General features: G+C 66.1%; 19 protein-coding genes and 1 tRNA gene. 11 read left to right on the top strand and 9 right to left on the bottom strand.

Annotation, left to right across the window (positions count from 1 at the left end):
* Positions 1-80 precede the first annotated feature (80 nt).
* From FGU64_RS06675 to FGU64_RS06690, 4 genes are all read left to right on the top strand, one after another.
* Complete coding sequence (locus tag FGU64_RS06675) at positions 81-938, top strand: CoA-transferase (RefSeq protein ID WP_139951548.1); 858 nt, start codon at positions 81-83, stop codon at positions 936-938.
* Positions 935-1738, top strand: coding sequence for a CoA-transferase subunit beta (locus FGU64_RS06680; RefSeq protein WP_139951551.1), 804 nt, complete (start codon positions 935-937; stop codon positions 1736-1738). The genes FGU64_RS06675 and FGU64_RS06680 overlap by 4 nt, the downstream gene beginning before the upstream one ends.
* A complete protein-coding gene (pcaF, locus tag FGU64_RS06685; protein ID WP_139951554.1) occupies positions 1731-2939 on the top strand; it encodes a 3-oxoadipyl-CoA thiolase in 1209 nt (402 codons plus the stop codon). Before FGU64_RS06680 ends, pcaF begins: the two co-directional genes overlap by 8 nt.
* A gap of 148 nt (positions 2940-3087) precedes the next feature.
* On the top strand, positions 3088-4251 hold the full coding sequence (locus FGU64_RS06690) for a M20 aminoacylase family protein (protein ID WP_139951557.1): 1164 nt from the start codon (positions 3088-3090) through the stop codon (positions 4249-4251).
* Positions 4252-4257: 6 nt separating this feature from the next.
* Here the strand turns inward: FGU64_RS06690 and FGU64_RS06695 are convergent, their stop codons facing one another.
* The 5 genes from FGU64_RS06695 to FGU64_RS06715 all read right to left on the bottom strand — a co-directional run bounded on the left by FGU64_RS06695 (position 4258) and on the right by FGU64_RS06715 (position 9932).
* Positions 4258-5325 carry an ABC transporter ATP-binding protein gene (locus tag FGU64_RS06695; protein WP_139951559.1) on the bottom strand — a complete coding sequence of 356 codons (1068 nt, stop codon included), beginning with the start codon at positions 5323-5325 and terminating at the stop codon, positions 4258-4260.
* Complete coding sequence (locus FGU64_RS06700; RefSeq protein ID WP_139951562.1) at positions 5322-6377, bottom strand: ABC transporter ATP-binding protein; 1056 nt, start codon at positions 6375-6377, stop codon at positions 5322-5324. The genes FGU64_RS06695 and FGU64_RS06700 overlap by 4 nt, the downstream gene beginning before the upstream one ends.
* Positions 6374-7318, bottom strand: coding sequence for an ABC transporter permease (locus FGU64_RS06705; protein WP_139951565.1), 945 nt, complete (start codon positions 7316-7318; stop codon positions 6374-6376). The genes FGU64_RS06700 and FGU64_RS06705 overlap by 4 nt, the downstream gene beginning before the upstream one ends.
* The gene (locus FGU64_RS06710; RefSeq protein ID WP_139951568.1) at positions 7315-8295 is read right to left on the bottom strand and encodes an ABC transporter permease; all 981 of its coding nucleotides are present in this window, start codon (positions 8293-8295) and stop codon (positions 7315-7317) included. The genes FGU64_RS06705 and FGU64_RS06710 overlap by 4 nt, the downstream gene beginning before the upstream one ends.
* 68 nt (positions 8296-8363) lie before the next feature.
* Entirely contained in the window at positions 8364-9932 is a 1569-nt protein-coding gene (locus FGU64_RS06715; protein WP_246671327.1) for an ABC transporter substrate-binding protein, read from the bottom strand.
* A 406-nt stretch (positions 9933-10338) separates the two neighbouring features.
* Here FGU64_RS06715 and FGU64_RS06720 point away from each other — a divergent pair, with 406 nt between their 5' ends.
* A complete protein-coding gene (locus tag FGU64_RS06720) occupies positions 10339-11184 on the top strand; it encodes a MurR/RpiR family transcriptional regulator (protein WP_139955280.1) in 846 nt (281 codons plus the stop codon).
* A gap of 20 nt (positions 11185-11204) precedes the next feature.
* On the opposite strand, the gene FGU64_RS23235 is transcribed toward FGU64_RS06720, so the two are convergent.
* Positions 11205-11540, bottom strand: a complete 336-nt coding sequence (locus FGU64_RS23235) for a hypothetical protein (protein WP_180375513.1) — start codon at positions 11538-11540, stop codon at positions 11205-11207.
* 123 nt (positions 11541-11663) lie between these two features.
* Between FGU64_RS23235 and FGU64_RS06725 the strand changes: the two genes are divergently transcribed.
* From FGU64_RS06725 to FGU64_RS06740, 4 genes are read left to right on the top strand one after another with little or no spacing between them, the layout of a single operon-like run.
* Positions 11664-12539, top strand: coding sequence for a TRAP transporter substrate-binding protein (locus FGU64_RS06725; protein ID WP_246671252.1), 876 nt, complete (start codon positions 11664-11666; stop codon positions 12537-12539).
* Between the two features lie 15 nt (positions 12540-12554).
* Entirely contained in the window at positions 12555-13124 is a 570-nt protein-coding gene (locus FGU64_RS06730) for a TRAP transporter small permease subunit (protein WP_246671253.1), read from the top strand.
* A complete protein-coding gene (locus FGU64_RS06735; protein ID WP_139951574.1) occupies positions 13121-14425 on the top strand; it encodes a TRAP transporter large permease in 1305 nt (434 codons plus the stop codon). The genes FGU64_RS06730 and FGU64_RS06735 overlap by 4 nt, the downstream gene beginning before the upstream one ends.
* Positions 14422-15102 (top strand): aspartate/glutamate racemase family protein, encoded by a 681-nt coding sequence (locus FGU64_RS06740; RefSeq protein ID WP_139951577.1) that lies wholly within the window; start codon positions 14422-14424, stop codon positions 15100-15102. The genes FGU64_RS06735 and FGU64_RS06740 overlap by 4 nt, the downstream gene beginning before the upstream one ends.
* 216 nt (positions 15103-15318) lie before the next feature.
* On the opposite strand, the gene FGU64_RS06745 is transcribed toward FGU64_RS06740, so the two are convergent.
* Positions 15319-15394 (bottom strand) — tRNA-Ile (locus FGU64_RS06745).
* Positions 15395-15536: 142 nt separating this feature from the next.
* Between FGU64_RS06745 and FGU64_RS06750 the strand changes: the two genes are divergently transcribed.
* Positions 15537-16247, top strand: coding sequence for an SIMPL domain-containing protein (locus FGU64_RS06750; RefSeq protein ID WP_139951580.1), 711 nt, complete (start codon positions 15537-15539; stop codon positions 16245-16247).
* 99 nt (positions 16248-16346) lie between these two features.
* Here the strand turns inward: FGU64_RS06750 and FGU64_RS06755 are convergent, their stop codons facing one another.
* Together FGU64_RS06755 and FGU64_RS06760 are read right to left on the bottom strand one after the other, a co-directional pair.
* Positions 16347-16703, bottom strand: a complete 357-nt coding sequence (locus tag FGU64_RS06755) for a hypothetical protein (protein ID WP_139951583.1) — start codon at positions 16701-16703, stop codon at positions 16347-16349.
* Between the two features lie 160 nt (positions 16704-16863).
* Entirely contained in the window at positions 16864-17310 is a 447-nt protein-coding gene (locus FGU64_RS06760) for a YcgN family cysteine cluster protein (RefSeq protein ID WP_139951585.1), read from the bottom strand.
* A 181-nt stretch (positions 17311-17491) separates the two neighbouring features.
* Between FGU64_RS06760 and FGU64_RS06765 the strand changes: the two genes are divergently transcribed.
* Entirely contained in the window at positions 17492-19741 is a 2250-nt protein-coding gene (locus tag FGU64_RS06765) for an OmpA family protein (RefSeq protein ID WP_139951589.1), read from the top strand.
* Positions 19742-19875: the final 134 nt, after the last annotated feature.

Raw genomic sequence — 19875 nt, forward strand, 5'->3', positions numbered from 1 at the left:
CTCCGTGGGCGGCCTCATCCATTAATATCAGATATAATACATAAGTTCGCAATACGAACTTTTACGCGGAGGATCGGGAGTTGACTAGTTTCATGCCGCTGGAACGGGCGGTCGCCGAAAACCTGAAGGATGGCGATACAGCCGCCTTCGAAGGTTTCACCCATCTCATTCCGACAGCCGCCGCGCACGAAGCGATCCGCCAGGGCTTCAAGGACCTGACGCTGGTGCGCATGACGCCCGACCTGATCTACGACCAGATGATCGGCATGGGCATGGCGAAGAAGCTGGTCTTCTCCTATGCCGGCAATCCGGGCGTCGGCCTGCTGCGCCGGCTGCGCGACGCCGTCGAGAACGGCTATCCGCGCCCGCTGGAGATCGAGGAGCACAGCCACGCCGCCATGGCCAACGCCTACGAGGCGGGTGCCGCCGGCCTGCCCTGCGCGATCTTTCGCGGCTATCGCGGCGCCGGGCTCGCCGAGGTCAATCCCAATATCCGCTCGGTCACCTGCCCCTTCACCGGCGAGACGCTGGCGGCGGTGTCGGCCCTGCGGCCAGACGTCGCCTTCATCCATGCGCAAAAGGCGAACAGGCGCGGCGACGTGCTGGTCGAGGGCATCATCGGCATCCAGAAAGAGGTCGTGCTGGCGGCGAAGCGGGCCGTGGTGACAGTCGAGGAAGTGGTCGACGACTTCGCCGGCCTGCATCCCAACCTGACCGTCCTGCCGTCATGGACCGTCACCGCCATCGCCGTCGTGCCGGGCGGTTCGCATCCCTCCTACGCGCACGGCTACTACGACCGCGACAACGCCGCCTATCTGGAATGGGACCGCATCGCCGCCGACCGCGGGACCTTTCGCGCGTGGATGCAGGAAAACGTGCTGGAGAAAGGCGCCGACGCCTTCGCCGCCCGCGTCGCGCACTTGAGGAAAGCCGCATGAGCGCCTTCACCGCCAACGAGATGATGACGATTGCCGCCTCGCGCGCCCTGAAGGGCAGCGACGTCTGCTTCGTCGGCATCGGCGCGCCGTCGGCCGCCTGCAACGTCGCGCGCCTGACCCATGCGCCGGGCATCACGCTGATCTACGAATCCGGCACCATCGGCACAGCGCCGGACGTGCTGCCGCTGTCGATCGGCGACGGCGAATTGTGCGAAACCGCGGTCACCACCGTCTCGGTGCCGGAAATGTTCCGCTACTGGCTGCAGGGCGGACGCATCACCATCGGCTTCCTGGGCGCCGCGCAGATCGACAGGTTCGGCAACATCAACACCACCGTCATCGGCGACTACGCCCACCCGAAGACGCGCCTTCCCGGCGGCGGCGGCGCGCCCGAAATCGCGACGTCGGCGCAGCAGATCTTCATCACCATGGCGCAATCGAAGCGCGCCATGGTCGACCGGATCGACTTCTTCACCTCCTTCGGCCATGGCGAAGGCGGTGACCATCGCAAGCGCCTCGGCATCGACACGGCCGGCCCGACGCTGCTCGTCACCGATCTTGCCGTGTGGAAACCCGACCCCGCGACGAAGGAATTCACCGTCGTCTCCTTGCATCCGGGCGTCACCCGTGAACAGGTGCAGGAGACATGCGGCTGGCCCGTCCGGTTCGCCGCCACGGTCGAGGAAACGCCGGCGCCGACGGCGCTGGAACTGCAAACGCTGCGCGACCTGAAGGCGCGCACAGAGGCGGCACACAAGGCCGGCGCCAACGCCGGCAAGCGAGGCTCGAAGGATGGCTGAGGCTTTCATCTGCGACTATATCCGCACCCCCATCGGCCGCTTCGGCGGGGCGCTCTCGCCGGTCCGCACGGATGACCTCGCTGCCGTGCCGCTGCGGGCGCTGATGGAGCGCAACGCGGCGGTCGACTGGGCCGCCGTCGACGACCTGGTCTACGGCTGCGCCAACCAGGCGGGCGAGGACAACCGCAATGTCGGCCGCATGGCGCTGCTGCTCGCCGGCCTGCCGCAGGAGGTTTCGGCCAGCACCGTCAACCGCCTCTGCGGCTCCGGCATGGACGCCGTGACCATCGCCGCGCGCGCCATCAAGGCCGGCGAGGCGGACCTCGTGATTGCCGGCGGCGTCGAATCGATGAGCCGCGCTCCGTTCGTCATGCCCAAGGCGGACGCCGCCTTTTCCCGCAAGGCCGAGATTCACGACACCACCATCGGCTGGCGCTTCGTCAACCCGCTGATGAAGCAGCAATACGGCATCGATTCCATGCCCGAGACGGCCGAGAACGTGGCCGAGGAATTTTCCGTCGGCCGCGCCGATCAGGACGCCTTCGCGGTCCGCAGCCAGGAGAAGGCTGTGGCAGCACAAGCCAATGGCCGGCTGGCGGAGGAGATCGTAGCCGTCACCATTCCGCAGCGCAAGGGCGAGCCCGTCGTCGTCGCGCAGGACGAGCACCCGCGCGCCGGCACCACCGTCGAGGCGCTGGCTAGGCTGCCGACGCCGTTCAAGAAGGAGGGCGGCACCGTTACCGCCGGCAACGCGTCGGGCGTCAACGACGGCGCCGCCGCCCTGATCGTCGCCTCCGAGGCCGCCGTCCGCAAATATGGCCTGACGCCGCTCGCCCGCGTCCTCGGCGGCGCGGTCGCCGGCGTCGCGCCGCGCATCATGGGTTACGGCCCGGTGCCGGCAACAAAAAAACTCTGCGCCCGGCTGGGATTGCAGCCGGCCGACTTCGACGTCATCGAACTGAACGAAGCCTTCGCCTCGCAGGGCATCGCGGTGCTGCGCGACCTCGGCATCGCGGAAGACGCCGAACACGTGAACCCGAACGGCGGCGCCATCGCGCTCGGTCATCCGCTGGGCATGTCCGGCGCCCGCATCGCCGGCACGGCGGCGCTGGAACTGCACAAGCGCGGCGGCAGGCTGGCGCTGGCCACCATGTGCATCGGCGTCGGCCAAGGCATTGCACTGGCTCTGGGCAGGGTCTGAGCGGCCGCCGGCTGGCCGCGCAGACCGGCCTCGACGGTGGCGTAAGCGAAGCGGGCCGCCGGCTTCGCGACCGGGTTGCGCCGACCTTGCCGAACCGCCATTGTTGCCGTTTCCCGCCCCGCCGCAAAAACCGACCGAGGAGAGACTTATGCCGATCATCAACCGGATCGCGGATTTCCATGACGACGTCACCGGGTGGCGGCGCGATATCCACGCCCACCCCGAACTCCAGTTCGAGGTGCATCGCACGGCGGCGCTGGTGGCTGAGAAGCTGAAGGAATTCGGCGTCGACGAGATCGTCACCGGCATCGGCCGCACCGGCGTCGTCGGCGTCATCAAGGGCCGCAAGAGCCACAGCGGCAGGACTATCGGCCTGCGCGCCGACATGGACGCGCTGCCTATCCAGGAGGTCATCGAGCGCCCCTACAGGTCGAAGACGGCGGGCGTCATGCACGCCTGCGGCCACGACGGCCACACGGCCATGCTGCTGGGTGCTGCGCGCTACCTCGCCGAGACGCGCAATTTCGACGGCACGGCGGTCGTCATCTTCCAGCCGGCGGAGGAAGGCGGCGGCGGCGGGCGCGAGATGGTCAAGGAGGGCATGATGGAGCGCTTCGCGATTGACGAGGTCTACGGCATGCACAATGCGCCGGGCATTCCCTTCGGCCAGTTCTCGATCCGGCCCGGCCCGATGATGGCCGCCGCCGACATGTTCATCATCGACATCGAAGGCAAGGGCGGCCACGCCGCCAGGCCGCAGCGCGTCATCGACACGACGCTGGTTGGCGCCCACATCATGACGGCCCTGCAATCGGTGGTGTCGCGCAACGTCGACCCGGTCGAGGCGGCGGTGATCTCGGTCACCACCTTCAAGGCCGGCGACGCCTTCAACGTCATCCCGCAGACGGCGCGGCTGACCGGCACGGCGCGCACGCTCTCCTCCGAGGTGCAGGATATTCTGGAAATCCGCATGCGCGAGGTGATCGAGCACACAGCCGCCGCCTTCGGCGCGAAAGCGACGCTGGACTACCAGCGCCACTATCCGGTGCTGTCGAACAATGCCGAGAAGACCGAGTTCGCCGGCAAGGTGGCGCGGCTGGTTTCGGACAAGGTCGACATGAACACGCCGCAGGTGATGGGCGGCGAGGATTTCTCCTTCATGCTCGACGCGCGGCCAGGCGCCTTCATCTATATCGGCCAGGGCGACACACAGTACCTCCACCACCCCGAATACGACTTCAACGACGAGATCATCCCGATCGGTGCGTCCTACTGGGCGAAACTGGTGGAGACCGCGCTGCCGGCGAACTGAGGCGCGTCAGGACGCGGATCGTGCGGTCCCCGCGTGGTCCGCTCCGTCGTAGAGGTGGCACAAAACCTTCGCATCGCCGACCGCATAGGACGGCGGCACGACGGTTCGGCATTGCGGCATGACGTGCGGGCAGCGCGGGTGGAAGTGGCAGCCCGACGGCGGATTGATCGGATTCGGGATCTCGCCGGCGATCGACGGGCGCTCGACGCCCTCCATGCCGATATCGGGTACGGCGTCGAGCAGCATCTTCGTATAAGGATGCTTCGGCGCCGCGAAGAGCTCGCGTGCGGGGGCCTCCTCGACCAGCCGGCCGAGGTAGAGCACGCCGACGCGGGTCGCCATATGGCGCACCACGGCGAGGTTGTGGCTGATGAACAGGTAGGTCAGGCCCAGCCGCTGCTGCAGGTCGCGCAAAAGGTTGAGCACCTGCGCCTGCACCGAGACGTCGAGCGCCGAGGTCGGTTCGTCGCAGACGATGAATTCTGGCTCGGAAGCGAGCGCGCGGGCGATCGCGATGCGCTGGCGCTGGCCGCCTGAGAATTCATGCGGGAACTTAGCCGAGTCGCGCGGGTCGAGGCCGACCAGCGACAGGAGTTCGCCCACCCGCGCCTCGCGAGCGGCGGCATCGGCGGCCAGGCCGAACGCCTTGATCGGCTCGGCCAGGATCGAGCCGACGCGCCAGCGCGGGTTCAGGCTGGCATAGGGATCCTGGAAGATCATCTGGATGCGGCGGCGCAACTGGCGCTGGCGCGCGAGGCTGCGCTCGGCCCAGATGTCGGCGCCGGCGATATGCACGCTGCCGCTGGTCGGCGGGAGCAAGCCCACCACCATCTTGGCGATGGTCGACTTGCCCGATCCGGATTCGCCGACAAGCGCATAGGTTCCGCCGCGTTCGATCGACAGGCTGACGCCGTCCACCGCCGTCAGCATCACCTTGCCGCTGCCGTCGAGGACACGGTTGAGCCAGCGCTTGGACAGGTCGAAGACGCGGCCCAGCCCCTCGATCTCGACAAGCGGCGCGGTATCCGGCGGGGAGATGGCCGTCCGCGCGGCCCGGGTTTCGGCCGCGCTCATGCGTCCGCCCCCGTCGGCGCACCGGCGCGAACCTCGATGCCGGCGGCGCGCGCCGCCGCGACCGTTTCGGGCGGCGGTGCCGCACCCGCCGCGTCGAGCAGAAAGCAGGAGGCCTCGCTGCGGGACGTCGGGTATGCCGCAGGTCGTTCGGCCCGGCAGCGTTCGAAACGGAAGCCGCAGCGCGGATTGAAGGCGCAGCCCTCGGGTATCGCGCCGAGGCGCGGCATCGATCCCGGTATCTGTTCCAGCCGGGCGTCCGGATCGCCTTTCAGCGACGGAATCGCCGTCATCAGGCCGTGCGTGTAGGGATGCTGCGGGTGCTTGACGACGTCGCGCACCTTGCCGATCTCCGCCAGGCGGCCGGCATAGAGGACACAGACGCGGTCGGCCGTCTCGGCGATGACGCCCATGTCATGGGTGATCAGCATGACGGAGGCACCCCTGTCCTTGCACAACCGCTTGAGCAGCGAAATGACCTGCGCCTGCACCGAGACGTCGAGCGCCGTGGTCGGCTCGTCGGCGACGACCAGTTCAGGATCGGCCGCCAGCGCCAACGCAATGACGACGCGCTGGCGCATGCCTCCGGAAAACTGATGAGGATACGAGGAAAGCCGCGCCCCGGCGGCCGGGATGCCGACCTCGACCAGCAGGCGCTCGGCCTTGTCGAGCGCCGCCCTCGCCGTCATTTTCTCATGCGTAAGGATGGTCTGGGTAAGCTGGTCGCCGATACGGTAGAGCGGGTTGAGGCTGGTCAGCGGGTCCTGGAAGATCATGCCGATGCGCTTTCCCCGGACGCGTCGCATGGCCGGCGGCGGCAGGTTGTCGATGCGCTCGCCGCCGAGCAGGATCTCGCCGCCGGCTATGCGGCCCGGCGGATCGAGCAGGCCGATGATCGCCGAACCGGTGATCGATTTGCCGGCGCCGGATTCGCCGACGACGCCCAGCACTTCGCCCGGCGCGATGTCGAAGGAAAGATCGTCGATCGCCGTCAACACGCCGTGGCGCGTCGGTATCTCGACCCGGAGGTTCCTGACGGAGAGCGTAGCAGTCATCTGAGCTTCGGATTCAGCGCGTCGCGCAGCCAGTCGCCCAGAAGGTTGACCGCCAGCGCCAGGATGGCAAGCGTGATGCCGGGAAAGATCGTAACCCACCATTCGCCCGAGAACAGATAGTCGTTGCCGATGCGGATCAGCGTGCCGAGCGAAGGCTGGGTCGGCGGCACGCCGACGCCGAGGAAGGACAGCGTCGCCTCCGTGATGATGGCGAGCGCCAGGTTGATGGTGGCGATCACCAGCACCGGGCCGACCACGTTGGGCAAGACATGGCGGAACATGATGGCGGACGAGCGCAGCCCGATCAGCCGCGCGGCCAGCACGTATTCCTTGTTCGCCTCGACCAGCACCGAGCCACGCACCGTGCGCGCATACTGCACCCAGAAGGAGAGCCCGATCGACAGGACCAGGACGAAAAAGACGATTTCCTCATAGGCCTGCGGGCCGGCCAGCGCGCGCGCCACGCCGTCGATCAAGAGCGCCGTCAGGATCGCGGGAAAGGTCAGTTGCACGTCGGCGACGCGCATGATGATGGTGTCGGTGATACCGCCGACATAGCCGGCGATCAGCCCCAGCGTTACGCCGAGCGCCATGGCAAGAATAACGCTGGCGAAGCCGACGGCGAGCGAGATGCGCATGCCGTAGAGGATGGTCGAGAGCACGTCGCGGCCCTGGTCGTCGGTGCCGAGCAGGAAGCCGGCCTGGCCGTCGGCCGTCCATTGCGGCGGCAGGAGGCTGTTCATGATGTCGAGCGAGGCCGGGTCGAACGGATCGTGCGGCGCGATCCATGGCGCGAACAGTGCCGCCAGGATCAGCACCAGCGTCACAGCCGCCGAGATCACCGTAATGGGCGAGCGGCGGAACGAATAAAAAAGGTCGCTGCGCAGAATGCGGCTGAGCACGCCCGGCTGTTCTTCCTTGACCCTGATCGCGTCGGTCACGCCCCGGCACCTCCGATGCGAATGCGCGGGTCGACGGCGACGTACAGCAGGTCGACGATGAAGTTGATGATCGTGAACAGGAACGCGATCAAGAGCAGGTAGGCGGCCATGATGGGGATGTCGACGTTCTGCACCGCCTGCAGGAACAGAAGCCCCATGCCCGGCCACTGGAAGACCGTCTCGGTGATGATCGAGAAAGCGATGATCGAACCGATCTGCAGCCCGGTGATGGTGATGACCGGGACCAGCGTATTCTTCAGTGCATGGCCGAAATTGACCGCCCGGCTCGACAGGCCGCGGGCGCGCGCGAACTTTATGTAGTCGGTGCGCAGCACTTCGAGCATCTCGCCGCGCACCAGTCGCATGATCAGCGTCATCTGGAAGAGACCCAGCGTGATTGCCGGCAAAATGAGCGAGCTTAGCCCCGAGCGAGTGAGCAGCCCTGTCGTCCAGAAGCCGCCGATGGTGACAACCTCGCCGCGCCCGAACGACGGCAGCCAGCCGAGATTGACCGAGAAGATGAAGATCAGGAGGATGCCGATCAGGAAGGTCGGCAGCGAAATACCGGTGAGGCTCAGCGCCAGGAACAGGCGCGACAGCAGCGTCTGGGGATAGAGGCCGGTATAGACACCCATCGGCAGGCCGACCAGCAGCGCGAAGACCGCCGAGACCAGCGACAGTTCCAGCGTCGCCGGCAGGCGCGAGGCGATGAGGTCGGCAACGGGTTGCTTGATCTGATAGGAGATGCCGAAATCGAAGCGGGCGGCCTTGCCGACGAAGCGCCCGAACTGGACATAGACCGGGTCGTTGAGGCCAAGGTCCTGACGCAGTTGCGCCCGCTGCTCGGGCGTGGTGTCGACGCCGACGAGTTGGTTCACCGGATCGCCGACGAACCGGAACAGCAGGAACGAGATCAGCGCCACTACCAGCATGACGCCGACGGCCTGAATCAGGCGCCGGATGGCAAAAGCGAGCATTCAAGAAACCCCGCTGACTGTGCCGCCCGGATCGGCCTTCGACCCGGGCGGGTGGCTTCCCATGGGGCTTAGTTCAGCTTCGCCCAGTAGAACAGCACCTGGTCGTCGGAGCGCTGGACGATGTCCAGGTTCTTGCGCTTGCCCCAGGCCAGCGACTGCTGGTGCAGCGGGATGTGCGAGGTGTCGTCCAGCAGGATCTTGTAGGCGTCGTGGATCATCTGGTTGCGCTTGTCCACATCCGTCTCGACGACGATCTGCTTGGCCAGTTCGTCGACTTTCGGATTGCAGTAGCCGCCCAGATTGAACGGGCCGCCCTTGCCGGTCGCGTCGCGGCAGGTCGCCAGGCTGACGAAGACATTCCACGAATCGAAGGAACTGGGTGTCCACCCGAGAAGCGAGAAGTCGTTGTCATAGCCACCAGGCGCCAGAACCTTGGCAAAGTATTTCGCCTTCGGCTGGGCGTTGAGGTTCACCTTGACGCCGATCTTGGCGAGCATGGAAACCACGGCCTGACAGATCTGCTCGTCATTGACGTAGCGGTCGTTCGGGCAATCCATGCCGACTGTGAAGCCGTCGGGATAGCCGGCGTCGGTCAGCAGCTTCTTGGCCGCTTCCGGATCGTAGGGCCAGCGCTTGAGGTCCGGCGCGGAATAGAGCTGCGGCGCGATCAGCAGCGGGATCGGCGTCGCAAGGCCGCGCATGACGCGCTTGTCGATCGCTTCGATGTCGATCGCCTGGTAGAACGCCTTGCGCACGTTCGGATCCTTGAACGGGTTCTTGCCCTTGATGTTCGAGGTCGGAAGTTCGTCGCGGATCTGGTTCATGTTCAGGAAGATCGCGCGCAGTTCCGGCCCGGTCAGCGCCTCGGTGTTCGGATCCTTGTTGACGCGGTCGATGTCCTGAACCGGGACCGGCTCGATCAGATCGACATCGCCGGAAAGCAGGGCCGCGACGCGGGTCGAATCGGAGGCGATCGGCGTGAAGACGACACTGTCGAGATTGGTGTCGATCAGCTTCTCGCCCCAGTAGCCGTCGCGACGCTTGAACACGGTCTTGACGCCGGGCTCATGGCTTTCGATCGTGAAGGGGCCGGTGCCGTTGGCCTTGTAGGCGGCGGGTCCGGGGTTGGTGTCCTTGGCCGATACCGGCTTGGTCGCGCCTTCCTTCTCGGCCCATTCCTTGTCCATGATGTACCAGGTGTCCCACTCGGCGAAGAGAATGGGATTGGGCGTCTTGAGGGTGACGTCGACCGTATAGTCGTCGACCTTCTTCCACTCCGAATCGGCAGGGATGCGCGTCTTCAGGTCTGAGCCGTCGGCGCGCACCCGTTCCGCCGAGAACAGCACGTCGTCGGCGTTAAAGGCGTCGCCGTTGGAGAACGTCACGTTTTTGCGCAGATGGAAGCGCCAGTGCAGCGGGTCGATCGTCTCCCAGCTTTCGGCAAGGCCGGGGATGATCTTCAGATCCTTGTCGCGCTTGGTCAGGCCCTCATAGACGTTGCCAAGCATGCCCAACGTGAAGGTCTCGTTCAGCGAATAGGGATCGAGCGCGTTGAGCGTGCCCTGGAAGGCGAAACGCAGCGTCTTGCCTTCGGCATGGGCGCCGAGCGTCGCGGCGGCCAGCGCGCCGGCGACCATGCCTGCGCGGATCGCTCCGCCCACGGCTCTGCCAAACAGGGATTGTCGGTACATGCTCCACCTCCTCATCATGATCTTGTTTTGGCTTTTTGTTGCATGGAAAGACACGTCGGGAAACCCCGGCAAGGCCGAACACCCACGCCCGCGCTCCCCATAGGGTCTGCACAATGCTATCGATCGTATCGTATGTCGATACAGTCGTTTTCCCGGAAGCGTGGATCGTTCAATCAACGGCAACCCGTTCGACGATTACGCCGTCGCGTTTTTCGGCGTGTTCGGCCCTGCGCTCGTCGGCTTGGGTGGCGAGCCGGCCCTCGGCCGGATGCCCGAACGGATCGACAGCTCCTGCTTCCATTTCAGGAGAAACTGCAATAGCTGTGACGAAACTGGAATTTCAGGAGCGGTGATGGCGCCGGCGCCGGACAGGTCTTTTCTAAGTCGCATCAGGGCTGCCCTTCCGTCGCTGCATCCCGCTGAGCGGCGGCTTGGCGAGTTCCTTTGCGATTTTCCAGGCGAACTCGCCAGCTACGATGCCCAGGAACTCGCCCGCCTCGCCAATGTATCCAAGGCGACTGTCTCGAGATTCGTGCGGCGGCTCGACTATACCAACTACGAGGAGGCACGCCGCCATGCCCGCCAGGAGCAGCGTTCGGGCTCGCGCTTGTTCCTCAGCCATCCCGAAATGACCAGTGCGGAAGCTTCGTTGCTCGCGGCGGTGGAGCAAAGCAAGTCCAACCTCGACCAGACCTTCAGTATGATCGTGCAGGCCGAGATCGACGCCCTTGCGCAGGCGATGCTGGCGGCGCGCAAGGTCTGGGTGGTGGGCTTTCGCGCCAGTCACCCTTTCGCCAATTATTTTCGCTGGCAACTGACGCAGGTGATCGAAGACGTCGTAGCCATACCCGGCGGCGGCGAAACGCTTGGCGAACATTTCGCCAGCATCGTCCCCGGCGATTGTGTCGTCGTGTTCGGCCTCCGTCGCCGTGTCGCGGCCACCGACGCGCTTCTCGACTGCGTCGCCTCGGCAAAGGCGACCCTTGCCTATGTCACCGACGAAGGCCTGGAGCCGGACCGCCGCGCGCGCTGGCATTTCCGGTGCCAGACAGCGTCGACGGGGCCGCTGTTCAATCATGTGTCCGTGATGGCGCTGTGTCATGTGCTGGTGATGCGCACGATCGAGCTGGCGGTCACCAAGGGGCGCGCCAGGCTGAGCCGTATCGAAGCCGCCAACGAGATCATCGGCGAGCTTTAGGTCACAACCGTCCACGCCGACTAGGCGAACCGGCCGTTTTTCGCGCCCGGTCGACTGCCGTGCATCTTTGCTGCGTATGAAATCTCAATTTCATTGATAAGAAGCAAGAAATCTGCTTCTCTTAGCAACCGGTAGCGAGCGACCGTGGCCACAAGGGGTCTGATCACGCTGAACGAAGGCATGCCTCCCGAAAGCGGGAACCGGTTCGGGCAGGATGTGCAGGAGGGCATACGCAAAACCAGGAACCTGAAACGCGCCAAGTAAATCGGAAAGATCGCGACGCGCCTTGGGCAAATCAACAAAAAGGGGAAATCGATGTTCAAACATGCACTGATAGCAGGGTTGGCGACTGTCATCCTGGCTTCCGCCGCCGAGGCCGACACATTGTCGCTCAAGGTCCTTGGCCAGCCCGCCGGCTCCGGCCTCATCGCCCAGAACAAGGAAAAGCCTTTCTCGAGAACCTGGCCAAGAATGCGGGTATGGACGTGTCCACGCAGTACCTGCCGGTCGACGTCGCCGGCATCCCGGATTCGGACGGCCTGCGTGTGCTCAAGTCGGGACTGTTCGACATCGTTTCGATCCGCGGCCCGCAGGTGAGCCGTGACGAACCGTCCATTCTCGGCCTCGACCTGATCGGGCTCAACACCAGCTTCGCCACGGCAAGGGCCAACATGGATGCCTTCAAGGCCACCGTCGACGAGCGTTTGCAGGCGAATTTCAACGCCAGGCTGCTCGGCGTCTGGCCTGCCGGCCCCCAAATCATCTTCTGCAAGCCTGACGTGTCCAGCCTTGCCGATATGAAGGGGCTCAAGGTCCGTGTCGGCGACCAGAGCGCCGCCAACTTCATGGCGGGGCTCGGCGCCACCGGCATGCCCTTGCCTTTCGGCGAGGTGCAGCAGTCCCTGGCGCGCGGCGTCGTCGACTGCGCGATCACGGGTCCCGCCTCCGCCAATGCGGGCGGCTGGCCGGAAGCCACGACCACCGTGCTGCCGTTGGCCTTGCAGATGGCGGTGAACGGCTATGCCGTCAACCTCGACAAATGGAACGCCATGTCGGCGGAAGACCAGGGCAAGCTCCAGGCGGCGGTCGGCAAGCTGACCGACGAGATATGGGCCTATTCGGAGGAGCTCTATGCCGACGCCATGCGCTGCAACAGCGGCGAAAAGCCCTGCGGCCTGACGGCCTCCTACAAGCTGAAGCAGGCGCCCGTATCGGAGGCGGACCTTGCGACGGTTGCTGATGCCGTCGGCAAGGTGTCGCTGCCGGTCTGGGCGAAGCAGTGCAACGCGGTGTTCCCCGAATGCGAAGCCAAGTGGCGCGCTACCGTCGGTTCCAGAATCGGCCTCAAGCCCTGAGTCGGGAGAAGGCTGATGAAACCCATGGTTCACCTGCCGAGTGCGATTTTCGGCGCGATCATGATCCTGCTTTCCTTCGCGATCGCCATAGAGACGATCCTGAGGAAATTCTTCTCGCTGTCGCTGGGCGGCATCGACGAGATCGGCGGCTATGCCGTGGCGATCGTCGCGCCGCTGGCGTTTCTGGTGACAGCCTCGGAGCAGGCCCATATCCGCATCAACGTCCTGCACGCCAAGCTCTCGCTTGGCGCGCGGGCGGTGCTCAATGTCGCGGCGGCCGTCTCGCTGGCCCTGCTGGCGCTTTTCCTGCTCTACTTCACCGTTGAGACGGTGCGCGAGACGCTCGCCTACCAGTCGATCGCCCAGACGCCCTGGGCGACGCCGCTGATTTACCCGCAGGCCGTCTGGCTCTGCGCCATGCTGGTTTTCGCGGCGGGAGCGACCGTGCTGGCGGCGCGGTCCGTCCTGCTGCTTGCGCGCGGCGAACTCAAGGTTCTGGACCGCCGCTTCGGACCGGGCAGCGCCGAGGAGGAACTCGAGGCCGAGCTTGCCGACCTCAAGATTCGCGAAGAGGTGGCGCAATGAGCATCACTATCGTCGGACTGGGCTTTGCGATCATGCTGGCCCTTATGTTCCTCAGCATTCCCGTGGCGGTGGCGATCGTCGCAGTCGGAGCCCTGGGAGGAATGGCCTTCTACGGCTTTCCCCTGGTCGACATGATGGGCGGGGTCGTCTGGACCAGTCTCAACTCGCCAGCCATCCTGGCGATACCGCTCTTCATGCTGCTCGGCGAACTGCTGCTTCGCGGCGGCATCGCCGACAAGATGTTCGACGCCTTTGCCGTATGGCTCGACCGGCTGCCGGGTGGCCTGCTTCACACCAACATCGCCACATGCGCGCTTTTTTCGGCGACGTCGGGTTCGTCGGTGGCGACCGCCGCAACCGTCGGCACCATCGCCTTGCCTGCGCTTGCCCAGCGGCAGTACTCCATGCAGGCATCGCTCGGCTCGCTGGCGGCCGGCGGCACGCTTGGAATCCTGATCCCTCCGAGCATCAACCTTCTCGTCTACGGCTCGCTCGCCAATACCTCCGTGGGCCAGCTTTTCGCGGCGGGGCTCATCCCCGGCCTGCTGCTGGCTTCGTGCTTTTCGGCCTATATCGCGCTGTTCCACGGCGGCAGCGGGCTCGATCCGAACCGGCCGCGCCTGCCGCTGCGCGTCAAGATCGGCTACCTGAAGCATCTGTTCGCGCCTTTCCTGATCTTCGGCGTGGTGATGGGATCGATCTACGGCGGGCTGGCGACACCCACCGAATCGGCGGCGCTCGGCGTGGTGATGGCCCTGGCGATCGTCGCGGCGACGGGCAGGCTGACGCCCGCCCTGTTGCTGAACTGCTCTGTCCAGGCCGCCCGCACCACGGGGATGACGGTCATCGTGCTCAGTTGCGCCTTGCTGCTCAACGTCACCATATCCATGCTGGGCGCCACGCAGGTGGTGACGCAGTGGGTGGCCGGCTTCCAGTTGCAACAGGTCTCGCTGCTTCTGGTCCTGATCGTGTTCTACGTCATCCTCGGCATGTTCATGGATGCGATGTCCATGCTGGTGCTGACGGTGCCCATCGCGGTGCCGATGGTGGTGACGGTCGGCGTCGACCCGGTCTGGTTCGGCATCTTCATCATCCTGATGTGCGAGATCGCATTGATCACGCCGCCTGTCGGCATGAACCTGTTCGTCGTGCATGGCCTGCGCCGCGACGGCGGTAGCTTTCGCGACGTCGTCGCGGGCGCCTTGCCCTACGTGTTCATCATGATCGGCTTCGTGATCCTCACCATGTTCTTCCCGCAGATCGTCATGTGGCTGCCGGACAGGCTGGCAGGTCGAGGATGACGCCGGTCGCGCCCGGAGCGGGGCGGCCCCGCCGCCTCCTCGTCATCAACCCCAACACCAATGGCGCCGTCACCATGCAGATCAGGGAGGCGGCGCTGGCGGTCGCCCCGCCGGGCACCGAGATCGAGGTGGTCAACCCCGCGCACGGTCCCTTCGCCATCGAGACGCCGCTGGACCGTACCGAGGCGGTGCCCAACGTCGTCTCGCTGATTGAGGCGCGCAGGGACGAAGGTTTCGATGGCTATGTGCTGGCCTGCTTCGACGACATCGGCGTCGAGGAAGCACGGAAGCTGGTTCCGGTTCCTGTCGTCAGCATGTTCGGCGCCGCCATCGCCAGAGGGGCCGAAACAGGAGGCCGCTTCGCCATCATCACCACTGTCGAGAGCGCCGTGGCCGGGATCGAGCACCTGGCCGCCGCCTATGGCGTGGCGCATCTGTGCACGGTCCGCGCCGCGGGTATCGGGGTCGCCGAGACGGCGGCCCGCACGCCCCTTGCCGAGGCTCGCCTCATCGCCGCCATCGAGCGCGCAATGGTGGAGGACCGTGCCGCCGCGATCGTGCTCGGCTCGGGCGCTTTGACGGGTCGCGCCGACGCCCTGGCCAAACGCTTCGGCATTCCCTTCATCGACGGTCTCACGGCGGCGGTCGTCTCGGCGGATGGCGGCCCCGGATCTTGAGCACCACCCCGAGAACCTGGTCATCCGATGTCAGGCTGCGCCGCAGGAGTACAGGTCGCTTGCGACCGGTGCGACTGTCAGCCCGGCGAAAACCCTACTGAGTTGATTCAACGCAGGTGAAACGTCGTAATGTCGTTCGGCGAACCTGCGGAACGGCGTCGGAGGGCACCGAGACGTTCTTTTCATCCGGGCTGGGCGCTGCTGCCTCGGGGAGATTGGTGGGCCCGGAGGGACTCGAACCCCCAACCAAGCGGTTATGAGCCGCCGGCTCTAACCATTGAGCTACAGGCCCCACGCGGCTGCCTTAGAGTTTTTCGTCTTCCCGCACAAGGCTTTCAGCAACCATCCGTTGCTGTCGCCGCGCCCCAGCCCTTAATCGCGCCACAGTGCGTCCATAGTGGGCGTGGGCAAGCATTCGCATGATGGAGATACAGATGCCGAAACAGTTCCTGCCGCTGGCGCTCGCAGCCGCGCTCGCTTTGCCCGCCGCCGCCAGGGCGGCCGAGCCGGTGCCGCCGCCGCACATCACCGTTTCGGGGGAAGGCGAGGCCACCGTGGCGCCCGACATGGCGCTGATCTCGCTGTCGGTCATGCGCGAGGCGAAAACCGCCCGCGAGGCCATGGACGCCAACAACGACGCCATGGCGGCGGTGATCGCGGCGATGAAGGCGTTCGGCATCGCCGAGCGCGACCTGCAGACGGCGGGCATCCAGATCAGCCCGCGCTACAACTACACCAACAACAAGGACGGTGGCCAGGAAGCCGAACTGGTCGCCTACCAGGTCACCAACACGCTGTCGGTGCGCCTGCGCGACATCGACAAGGCCGGCGAAGTCCTCGACAAGGCCGTCATCCTCGGCGTCAACCAGGGCGGCAACATCACCTTCTCCAACGAGGATCCCGCCGCCACCCTCACCCAGGCGCGCAAGAAGGCGATGGCCGATGCCATGGCCAAGGCCAGGACGCTCGCCGAGGCGGCCGGCGTCAGCCTCGGCCGCGTGATCGAGATCAGCGACCAGAACACCCGGCCGGCCCCGATGCCGATCCAGGCCAAGGCGTTCGACGCCGCCGGCGCGGCCGCGCCCGTGCAGGCCGGCGAGAATTCCTACACGGTGCAGGTCACCGTCACCTTCGAGCTGAAGTAGAATCGGGCACCGGTCCCGAAAATGCTGAAAGCCCCGGAGGATCGATCCTCCGGGGCTTTTCCTTGGCCGATGCAGGCGCGCGTTACGCGCCAACGCGAATCAGCGATAGACGACCGGGCAGCCGCGCTCGCGGCCGAACACCACCACGACCCTGTCGCTGTATTTGCGCCCGGCCACCTTGATCGTGTGGCGGCTCATGTCGACGATGCGGGCCCGGCGCAGCCCCATCCGCTCGGCCTTGTCGAGCGCGCGCTCCGGCGAGCAGCCGCGGCGCCAGTCACGCTCCCGGCGCCAATCACGGACACGCTCGCGGTCGCCGTCATAGGTGCCGAAGCGCGGGCCGGAATGGCCGAAATTGAGGTAGATGCCGTCCGCTTGGGCGACGGCGGGAACGGCGGCAAGCGCGCCGAGGCCGATGAGAGCCGAAAGGGCCGCGGTCTTGAAGGTCTTGAACATCTGTCTTCTCCAGTTGGCGTTTCGAGTGGTTCGCCGAAGCGATGCCCGAAACCTAAGGCCACGCCCCTGAACGGTTCGGGAATCGGCCGTTCACCTGCCGTTCACGCGGCCAGCGGGGAAACGCCGTGCCCGCACGCCGGTTCCGGCTTTCGGAACGCTTCTACGGCTCCTCTTCCAGCACGTAGTCGAAATAATCTTCCGGCTCGGCGAGGTCACTCTCGCTGGCGCGCACGCGTCCGCGCATCGATATGCCGGCCTCATGCACCGTCTCGGCGCTGCCCGAAACCAGCGGGTGCCACCAGAACAGATCGCGTCCTTCGGCGACGAGGCGGTAGGCACAGGTCGCCGGCAGCCAGTGAAGCGTGCGCACGTTCTGCGGCGTCAGGCCGACGCAATCGGGAACGCGCTTCAGCCGGTTGGCATAGTCGCCGCAGCGGCAGGTGCCGGCGTCGAACAGGCGGCAGGCCACGCTCGTCCAGTAGATCTCGCCGGTGTCCTCATCCTCCAGCTTGGACAGGCAGCACTTGCCGCAGCCGTCGCACAGCGATTCCCATTCGGCAGGGCTCATCGCCTCCAGTGATTTGGTTTTCCAGAACGGCTCAGTCATCAGGGGGATGTGCGCCCGACGCATGGCGAAATCAAGCCACCGGCTCCGGCTCGCCCCGGTATGACCACCAAATCGCCCTTCGCTCGCCTTGTGCGGTTGCCATTCGGTGGCCGGCGCGTCGGAACCAAATGCGGTTCTCAGCGGTTTGGGCGGCGAAGGGGCGTGCGAGAGGAGATTTCGGATGAAACGCCAATCACAAATCCTGGCCGGCAGCGCGATTGCCCTGTTGATGGCATCCGCGCCGATGAGCGCCCTGCCGCTCGACCGCGTCGCCAGCCCCGTATCGGAAACGGCGGGAAGCCTGCCGCTGCTCAGGGTCCAGGCCGACTGCCCCGAGGGCGAAACCTGCGCGCCGGCTGCCGACGAGGCCTCGCCGGACGCGGCCCAGCCGGAAGAAAAGCCGCGCAAGAAGCGCAGAGGCGAAGAGCAACAGGAGAACGCCGCACCCGCCGAGCAGGCGCCACAGGCCGAACAGGCTCCCGCCGAGCAGGCAGCGCCAGCTGAACAGCCACCCGCAGAGCAGGTGGCTCCCGCCGAACCTGAGCAGAAGCCGCGCAAGAAGCGCAAGAGCCAGGAACAGCAGGACAACGCCGCGCCCGCGCAGGAAGCGGCACCAGCCGAACAGGCTCCCGCCGAGCAGGCGGTCCCCGCCGAACCCGAGCAGAAGCCGCGCAAGAAGCGCAAGAGCCAGGAACAGCAGGACAATGCCGCCCCCGCGCAGGAGACGGCTCCGGCCGAACAGGCTCCCGCCGAGGCAGCGCCATCAGGCGCCGAGCAGCCGGCGGACCAGGGAGCCGAAACCGGTTCCAAAAAGGACAAGCTGCGCAACTACCTGAAGAAGAAGCAGAGCGGCGAGGAAGCGCCTGCCGAGCAGACCAAGCCGGCCGAGGAAGCAGCGCCGACACCGCAAGAGAAACCGGCCGAGGCCCAGCCCGAACAGAAACCCGCCGAGGCCGCACAGCCACCGGCGCAGGGGGAGCAACCGACAGACCAGGGGGCCGAAACCGGTTCCAAAAAGGACAAGCTGCGCGACTACCTGAAAAAGAAGAAGCAGGGCGGTGGCGAGGCAGCTCCGGCCGAAGAACAGCCGGCCGAAAACGCCAAGCCCGCCGAGGAAGGCCAGCCTGCCGATCAGGCCCAGCCAGAGCAGCCCGCGACCGACCAGAAGGCCGGAGGCGAGGCAAAGCCGACGACCGAGCCGGAGCTTCCCACCAATACCCGCGAGCAGGCCATGCCGGAAGGCAAGGCCGAAGCCAGGCCGCAGCCCGAGAACGCCGCCCCGCTGCCCGACAGCGCCAAGGGCGCCGGCAGCGCGGAAGGACAGGCCGGCGCCGGCAAGCCCGCCGGCGAAGCGCCGCAGGCCGGCCAGGAACAGGCCGAACAGCCGGCGACCGGCCAGGCGGAAGGCAAGCCCGAAGCGGTGCCGGATTCGGATTCGGCCGCGCAGACCGAGATCGGCAAGATCGACAGGATCGAATCGGTCGAAGCCGTGGAAGGCAAGCGCGTCGACCGCGACGAGTGGCAGCAACAATGGCGCAAGCGGCGCGAGGAACAGCGCAGCCGCAACGACGGCCAGGTCGTCAAGGAGGTCAACAACCGCATCATCATCAAGGAAGGCGACAACATCTATGTCGACAACCGCGACGTGAACGTGCGGCTGGAGCGCAACGCCCGCGATTCCTATGTCGAGGAACTGCCGGACGATTTCAGCCGCTACACCATCGTCAAGGACGACGGCACGCGCGTCGTCACCATCCGCAACTCCTACGGCGATATCGTGCGCCGCTCGCGGATCACGCGGGACGATCGCGAGGTCGTGCTCTACTACGTGCCGGAGTCCGACTATGATCGCCTGAGAGGCGGCTACTACGACGCCGGCGCCGACCTGCCTCCGCTCCGGCTCGACATTCCGGCCGACCAGTACATCCTGGACGCCCAGTATGCGGAGCCGGACGACTACTACACCTATCTCGACGCACCGCCCGTCGAGCCGGTGGAGCGCATCTACTCCATCGACGAAGTGGTGCATTCGGCCCGTATCCGCGACAAGGTGCGCCGCGTCGATCTCGACACGATCACCTTCGACACGGGTTCGGCCGAGATCGGCGAGGATCAGGTGAACCACCTTCAGGCGCTTGGCGATGCCATCAACAAGATCCTGAAGCAGAATCCGGCCGAGACCTTCCTGATCGAGGGCCACACGGACGCGGTTGGCTCGGACGAGTCCAACCTCGTTCTGTCGGACGAGCGGGCACAGGCGGTTGCCGAGGCGCTGACCAGCGTCTTCGACATCCCGGCCGAGAACCTGACCACGCAGGGTTACGGCGAGCGCTACCTGAAGGTGAACACCGAAGGCGCCGAGCGGGAGAACCGACGCGTCGCCATCCGCCGCATCACGCCGCTGGTGGCGCCGGTGGCCTCGGCCAAGTAGCGTTCGCGGCCCGCGCTTCAGTCCACCATTGAAACGCGGGCCGTCCGCCTTAGATTCTAGGGGTGGGGTTCCCTGCCCCGTCCCGCACCCCGCGGGACACGGCCCGGCCGGTCCCCCCTCGCCGGCCGGGCCAC

The organism is Mesorhizobium sp. 8 (assembly GCF_006351905.1).
GTDB lineage: Bacteria > Pseudomonadota > Alphaproteobacteria > Rhizobiales > Rhizobiaceae > Mesorhizobium > Mesorhizobium composti.

What these genes read in the sequence shown, in the direction of transcription:
- FGU64_RS06750 (WP_139951580.1), top strand. Translation starts at nt 15,537, where the DNA reads ATGCCGAAACAGTTCCTGCCGCTGGCGCTCGCAGCCGCGCTCGCTTTG.
- FGU64_RS23235 (WP_180375513.1), bottom strand. Translation starts at nt 11,540, where the DNA reads ATGACAGTCGCCAACCCTGCTATCAGTGCATGTTTGAACATCGATTTC.
- FGU64_RS06755 (WP_139951583.1), bottom strand. Translation starts at nt 16,703, where the DNA reads ATGTTCAAGACCTTCAAGACCGCGGCCCTTTCGGCTCTCATCGGCCTC.
- FGU64_RS06715 (WP_246671327.1), bottom strand. Translation starts at nt 9,932, where the DNA reads ATGGTCGCCGGCGCGCTGGCCGCCGCGACGCTCGGCGCCCATGCCGAA.
- FGU64_RS06725 (WP_246671252.1), top strand. Translation starts at nt 11,664, where the DNA reads ATGGACGTGTCCACGCAGTACCTGCCGGTCGACGTCGCCGGCATCCCG.
- FGU64_RS06740 (WP_139951577.1), top strand. Translation starts at nt 14,422, where the DNA reads ATGACGCCGGTCGCGCCCGGAGCGGGGCGGCCCCGCCGCCTCCTCGTC.
- FGU64_RS06710 (WP_139951568.1), bottom strand. Translation starts at nt 8,295, where the DNA reads ATGCTCGCTTTTGCCATCCGGCGCCTGATTCAGGCCGTCGGCGTCATG.
- FGU64_RS06680 (WP_139951551.1), top strand. Translation starts at nt 935, where the DNA reads ATGAGCGCCTTCACCGCCAACGAGATGATGACGATTGCCGCCTCGCGC.
- FGU64_RS06765 (WP_139951589.1), top strand. Translation starts at nt 17,492, where the DNA reads ATGAAACGCCAATCACAAATCCTGGCCGGCAGCGCGATTGCCCTGTTG.
- FGU64_RS06730 (WP_246671253.1), top strand. Translation starts at nt 12,555, where the DNA reads ATGAAACCCATGGTTCACCTGCCGAGTGCGATTTTCGGCGCGATCATG.
- FGU64_RS06720 (WP_139955280.1), top strand. Translation starts at nt 10,339, where the DNA reads ATGGCGCCGGCGCCGGACAGGTCTTTTCTAAGTCGCATCAGGGCTGCC.
- FGU64_RS06695 (WP_139951559.1), bottom strand. Translation starts at nt 5,325, where the DNA reads ATGAGCGCGGCCGAAACCCGGGCCGCGCGGACGGCCATCTCCCCGCCG.
- FGU64_RS06760 (WP_139951585.1), bottom strand. Translation starts at nt 17,310, where the DNA reads ATGACTGAGCCGTTCTGGAAAACCAAATCACTGGAGGCGATGAGCCCT.
- FGU64_RS06700 (WP_139951562.1), bottom strand. Translation starts at nt 6,377, where the DNA reads ATGACTGCTACGCTCTCCGTCAGGAACCTCCGGGTCGAGATACCGACG.
- FGU64_RS06690 (WP_139951557.1), top strand. Translation starts at nt 3,088, where the DNA reads ATGCCGATCATCAACCGGATCGCGGATTTCCATGACGACGTCACCGGG.
- pcaF (WP_139951554.1), top strand. Translation starts at nt 1,731, where the DNA reads ATGGCTGAGGCTTTCATCTGCGACTATATCCGCACCCCCATCGGCCGC.
- FGU64_RS06735 (WP_139951574.1), top strand. Translation starts at nt 13,121, where the DNA reads ATGAGCATCACTATCGTCGGACTGGGCTTTGCGATCATGCTGGCCCTT.